The organism is Nocardioides sp. (genome assembly GCF_031422975.1).
Taxonomy (GTDB): domain Bacteria; phylum Actinomycetota; class Actinomycetes; order Propionibacteriales; family Nocardioidaceae; genus Nocardioides.
Map to the genome: position 1 here is coordinate 1 of NZ_JANPEO010000512.1, position 5,646 is coordinate 5,646.

A 5,646-nucleotide genomic window follows, 5' to 3' on the forward strand; every position below is an offset into this window, starting at 1 on the left:
TCGCCGGGTTCAGCGCCCCGCACGTGGTCGAGCAGCAGGAGGAGCCCGACCCCGAGTTCCCCACGGTCGCGTTCCCCAACCCCGAGGAGCCCGGCGCGATGGACCTCGCGATGGCGCTCGCGGCGGAGAAGAAGGCCGACCTCGTCGTGGCCAACGACCCGGACGCCGACCGGTGTGCCGTGGCCGTGCCGGGACCTCACGGCTGGCGGATGCTGCGCGGCGACGAGGTGGGCGCACTGCTCGGGCACCACCTGCTCGGCCTGGGCCGGACCGGCACCTATGCCAACTCGATCGTCTCGTCCAGCCTGCTCGCCAAGATGGCGGCGGCCGCCGGCCAACCGCACGAGGAGACCCTGACCGGCTTCAAGTGGATCAGCCGCGCACCCGGGTTGGCCTTCGGCTACGAGGAGGCGCTCGGCTACTGCGTCGACCCCGACCACGTCAAGGACAAGGACGGCGTCTCCGCGCTGCTGCTGATCTGCGAGATGGCCGCCACCGCGAAGGCCGCGGGGCGCAGCCTCAACGACCTGCTCGACGACATCGCCGCCGAGCACGGGCTGCACGCGACCGACCAGCTCTCGGCCCGGTTCGACGACCTGGCCGAGATCCCGGCCACCATGCAGCGGCTGCGCGACACCCCTCCGGCCAGTCTGGGCGGCCTTGCCGTGGAGCGGATCGACGACCTGTCCCTGGGCAGCGACGCCCTGCCGCCCACCGACGGGCTGCGGTTCGCGCTGGCCGACGGCGCCCGCGTCATCGTCCGCCCGAGCGGCACCGAGCCGAAGGTGAAGTGCTACCTCGAGGTCGTCATCCCGGTCGACCCGGAGGACGGCGTCGACGCCGCCAAGATCGCCGCGGCCGGTCGACTCGACGCCATCAAGGGCGACCTCCGGGTGGCTGCCGGCCTCTGATCGGGCCTCAGAGGACGAACGAGACCAGTAGGCCCAGCGTGGCCACCGCCATCAGGGCGATGGGCAGCCACGCCGGCTTCCGACGCACCCCCGCGGCCAGCGCCAACTGCTCGTCCGAGAGCAGCCCGACCCCGGCCACCGCCCGCGCGTGCTCCATGCGTCTGCGGATCTCCTGCTCGACGTAGTCGGCATACGCCACCTCGGTGATCGGCTTGTCGGCGTCCTTGCGGGTGGCGGTCCTGTCCCCCACCATCGCCTTGCGCCACGACTTACCGATGGCGGTCGAGACGTAGCGCCTGTCACCGACGCGCACGGCCAGCACCTGGCGTACGGCGAGGTCCTCGACCGCGGCGAGCGGCAGCCGCTGGTGCTGCACCATGGTGCGCAGGACGAGGTGCTCCGGGGTGACCGAGACCCGTGGCCACAGCATCGATGCCCAGCCCAGAACCCCGAGCAACGCGGCCCCAGCCACCACCGGCGCGGGCACCACACCGGGGTCCACAACGGCGATCACGACGACTGCGAACGCGGCGATCACGGCGAGGCTGCCCATGATGCGACCGCTCGTCGGACGGAAGCGGATCTCGTCATCGAACTCGTGCGGCATTGCTCTCCTTGGGGTTTTCCCGCGTGGACCGGGACAACCCTATGCTGGGTCGGTGACGACAACTTCTGCCTCGACGGCGAGCGCGGGAGTCTTCGACGACATCACCGCGTCGGAGTCATCCCTTCGCCGATTCCTGCACGGCCTGCCCGGTGTGGACCAGGTCGGAGCAGAGTCGCGGGCCGCTGGTCTGGGCACCCGATCGATCAAGACGACCGCCAAGACCTTCGCCATCGACCTCGCGATCCGGATGGTCGACCTCACCACGCTCGAGGGCGCTGACACCCACGGCAAGGTCCGGGCGCTGGCCTCCAAGGCCATGCATCCCGACCCGGCCGATGCGACCTGCCCGATGACCGCAGCCGTCTGTGTCTATCCCGACATGGTCGCGACCGCGAAGGCGACACTCGGCAGCTCCGGCGTCAACGTGGCCGCCGTCGCGACCGCGTTCCCCAGCGGCCGTGCAGCCCTCGACATCAAGCTTGCCGACACGCGTGACGCCGTCGAGGCGGGCGCGGACGAGATCGACATGGTCATCGACCGGGGCGCGTTCCTCTCCGGGCGCTACCTCGAGGTGTACGACGAGATCGTGGCCGTCAGGCAGGCGTGCGCCAGGCCCGACGGGGGCAGTGCGCACCTCAAGGTCATCCTCGAGACCGGTGAGCTGCAGACCTACGACAACGTCCGGCGCGCGAGCTGGCTGGGCATGCTGGCCGGCGGCCACTTCATCAAGACCTCCACCGGCAAGGTGCAGCCCGCGGCCACGCTGCCGGTCACGCTGGTCATGCTCGAGGCGGTCCGCGACTTCCGCGAGCAGACCGGCCAGATGGTCGGGGTGAAGCCCGCCGGCGGCATCAGGACCACCAAGGACGCCATCAAGTACCTCGTCATGGTCAACGAGATAGCCGGCCCGGACTGGCTCGACCCGGACTGGTTCCGCTTCGGCGCCTCCACGCTGCTCAACGACCTCCTGATGCAGCGCACCAAGATGGTCACCGGCCGCTACTCCGGCCCCGACTACTTCACCCTGGACTGAGGAACACACACATGGTCAAGGTTCCCGAGATCGCCACGCCCTTCTTCGAGTATGCGCCCGCTCCCGAGTCGCGGGCGATCGTCGACATCAAGGCGTCCTACGGGCTGTTCATCGACGGCGAGTTCGTCGACGGCCACGGCAAGAGCTTCAAGACGATCAGCCCCGCCAGCGAGGAGGTGCTGGCGGAGATCGCCGAGGCCGACGAGTTCGATGTCGACCTCGCGGTCAAGGCAGCACGGCGCGCACACTCGCGCGTCTGGGGCCGGATGCCCGGCAGCGAGCGCGCCAAGTACCTCTACCGGATCGCCAGGATCATCCAGGAGCGCGGCCGCGAGCTCGCGGTCCTCGAGTCGATCGACAACGGCAAGCCGATCAAGGAGTCGCGCGACGTCGACATCCCGGTCGTCGCCGCGCACTTCTTCTACTACGCCGGCTGGGCCGACAAGCTCTCCTACGCCGGGCTCGGCCCGGACCCGAAGGCCCTCGGTGTCGCCGGCCAGATCATCCCGTGGAACTTCCCGCTGCTGATGCTGGCCTGGAAGATCGCCCCCGCCCTCGCTGCCGGCAACACGGTCGTGCTCAAGCCGGCCGAGACGACGCCGCTCACGGCGCTGCTCTTCGCCGAGATCTGCCAGCAGGCCGACCTGCCCCCGGGCGTCGTCAACATCGTCACCGGCGCCGGCTCCACCGGCCGGGCCATCGTCGCCCACCCGGACGTCGACAAGGTCGCCTTCACCGGCTCGACCGACGTCGGCAAGGCCATCGCCCGCGCGACGGCCGGCACGAAGAAGGTGCTCACCCTCGAGCTCGGGGGCAAGGCCGCCAACATCGTCTTCGACGACGCGCCCATCGACCAGGCCATCGAAGGCATCGTCAACGGCATCTTCTTCAACCAGGGTCACGTCTGCTGTGCCGGGTCGCGCCTGCTCGTGCAGGAGTCGATCGCCGACGAGGTGCTCGAGAAGCTCAAGCGCCGGATGTCCACGCTGCGCGTGGGCGATCCCCTGGACAAGAACACCGACATCGGCGCCATCAACTCCGCCGAGCAGCTCGCGAAGATCAGGGCGCTCTCCGACATCGGCGAACAGGAGGTCTCAGGGGGCGGCGAGCGCTGGTCCCCGGCGTGCGACCTGCCGAAGAACGGCTTCTGGTTCCCGCCGACGCTCTTCACCGGCGTCACCCAGGCCCACCGGATCGCCCGTGAGGAGATCTTCGGCCCGGTGCTCTCGACGCTGACGTTCCGCACGCCGGCCGAGGCCGTCGAGAAGGCCAACAACACCCCGTTCGGCCTCTCGGCAGGCGTGTGGACCGACAAGGGCTCGCGCATCCTCTGGATGGCCAACCAGCTCCGTGCGGGCGTGGTGTGGGCCAACACGTTCAACAAGTTCGACCCCACGTCGCCCTTCGGTGGCTACAAGGAGTCCGGCTACGGCCGCGAAGGCGGCCTGCCCGGCCTCGCGGCGTACCTGAAGGGAAGCCACTGATGGCTCGCATCGACGTGAAGAAGACCTACAAGCTCTACATCGGCGGCTCCTTCCCCCGGTCGGAGTCGGGCCGGTCGTACGTCGTCAACGACGCCAAGGGCAACCTGCTGGCAAACGCCGCGCAGGCGAGCCGCAAGGACGCTCGTGACGCCGTGCTCGCCGCCCGCCACGCGTTCGGCGGCTGGTCGTCGAAGACGGCCTACAACCGCAGCCAGGTCGTCTACCGCATCGCCGAGGTGCTCGAGGGTCGGCGTGACCAGTTCGTCGCCGAGCTGCGTGCCACCGAGGGCACGACCGCCGCGAAGGCCAACACGGTCGTCGACGCCGCCATCGACCGCCTCGTCTGGTACGCCGGCTGGGCGGACAAGATCACCCAGGTCGTCAGCTCCGCCAACCCGGTCGCCGGGCCCTACTTCAACATCTCCTCGCCCGAGCCGACCGGTGTGGTCGCGGTCGTCGCGCCCAGCGGACCGCTGCTGGCCCTGGTCAGCGTCATCGCGCCGATCATCGTCACCGGCAACACCTGCGTCGTGATCGCCAGCGAGGCGCACCCACTGACCTCGATCACGCTCGGCGAGGTCATGGCCACCTCCGACCTTCCCGGCGGTGTCGTCAACATGCTCACCGGCTCGGTCGCGGAGATCTCGCCCTGGCTGGCCTCGCACATGGACGTCAACGGCATCGACCTCACCGGCGTGACCGACGTCGAGCTCGCGACCTCGCTCGAGGTGGCGGCGGCCGACAACCTCAAGCGCGTCCGTCGCGCGCCCGAGGTGCCCGTGGACTGGCTGGCGACGCCAGGCATCGACCGGCTGACCGACTGGCTGGAGACCAAGACCGTCTGGCACCCGATCGGGATCTGACCCCGGGTTCCGGGGGACCCGAACGCTCGGACGTCGGGTCAGCGCGTCAGCAGGCCCTGGGCCAGCACCGTCAAGATGTCCTGCGGGTTGGCCGCCTCGTAGGCCCGGCTCTCCGTGGCCGCGGCGATCCGACGCAGCGCTGCCATGTCGGCGTCGGTGCTGATGCCGACGGGGATGATCCGCACCGGCCGGTCCGGGTCGTGCAGTTGCCTCAGCTCCTTGAGGAGTGCGCGCAGACCGATCGATCCCGGGTCGTCGTTGGCGCCGTCGCTGAGCACGGCCACGGTGTTGTAGTAGCTCGGGTTGTACTCGCGCGTGGCTGTCCTGTAGGCGTCGAGCACGGTGTCGTACAGGCCCGTACCGCCCTGCGTCAGCCCGGCAAGCACACCCGCCTGGTCGTCGAGCAGCTCCACCTGGGTGCGACCGCCCTCGGTGGGGGCGTCCAGACGGCGCAGCGGTGCGAGTTCCCGCCAGTCCTGACCGGGGCCGCCCTGGTTGATGGAGAAGGCCCACAGGCCGATCCGCGCGTGGCTCGGGAACGCCACCAGAGCGGTCCTCGCGGCGTTGACGGCAAGCGCCATCCGGGTCGTGTCGCCAGCCGGGAAGTCCATCGAGCCCGACGCGTCGATGACCGCCAGGATGCTCGACGGCACCGTGAGGGTCCCCCAGCTCTTCATCACCGAGTCGATCTCCGCCTTCTCCGGGGAAGCCAGTTGCTCGCCGACGACCTCCGCGTCCGCGATGGGCG

General features: G+C 69.9%; 5 protein-coding genes and 1 pseudogene. 4 read left to right on the forward strand and 2 right to left on the reverse strand.

Annotated elements, in window-relative coordinates; genetic code table 11:
* Positions 1-911 (forward strand): annotated as a pseudogene (locus tag RMO85_RS15350) (phospho-sugar mutase); the annotation flags it as partial.
* Between the two features lie 7 nt (positions 912-918).
* On the opposite strand, the gene RMO85_RS15355 reads toward RMO85_RS15350, so the two are convergent.
* Positions 919-1,518 (reverse strand): hypothetical protein, encoded by a 600-nt coding sequence (locus tag RMO85_RS15355; RefSeq protein ID WP_310529594.1) that lies wholly within the window; start codon positions 1,516-1,518, stop codon positions 919-921.
* 52 nt (positions 1,519-1,570) lie between these two features.
* Between RMO85_RS15355 and deoC the strand changes: the two genes are divergently transcribed.
* From deoC to RMO85_RS15370, 3 genes are read left to right on the forward strand one after another with little or no spacing between them, the layout of a single operon-like run.
* Positions 1,571-2,551, forward strand: a complete 981-nt coding sequence (gene deoC, locus RMO85_RS15360) for a deoxyribose-phosphate aldolase (protein WP_310529595.1) — start codon at positions 1,571-1,573, stop codon at positions 2,549-2,551.
* 11 nt (positions 2,552-2,562) lie between these two features.
* The gene (locus tag RMO85_RS15365) at positions 2,563-4,035 is read left to right on the forward strand and encodes an aldehyde dehydrogenase family protein (protein ID WP_310529596.1); all 1,473 of its coding nucleotides are present in this window, start codon (positions 2,563-2,565) and stop codon (positions 4,033-4,035) included.
* Positions 4,035-4,898 (forward strand): aldehyde dehydrogenase family protein, encoded by an 864-nt coding sequence (locus RMO85_RS15370; RefSeq protein ID WP_310529597.1) that lies wholly within the window; start codon positions 4,035-4,037, stop codon positions 4,896-4,898. Before RMO85_RS15365 ends, RMO85_RS15370 begins: the two co-directional genes overlap by 1 nt.
* A 38-nt stretch (positions 4,899-4,936) precedes the next feature.
* Here RMO85_RS15370 and RMO85_RS15375 read toward each other — a convergent pair.
* Positions 4,937-5,646 (reverse strand): VWA domain-containing protein (locus tag RMO85_RS15375; RefSeq protein ID WP_310529598.1); only part of this gene is annotated, 710 nt, incomplete at its 5' end.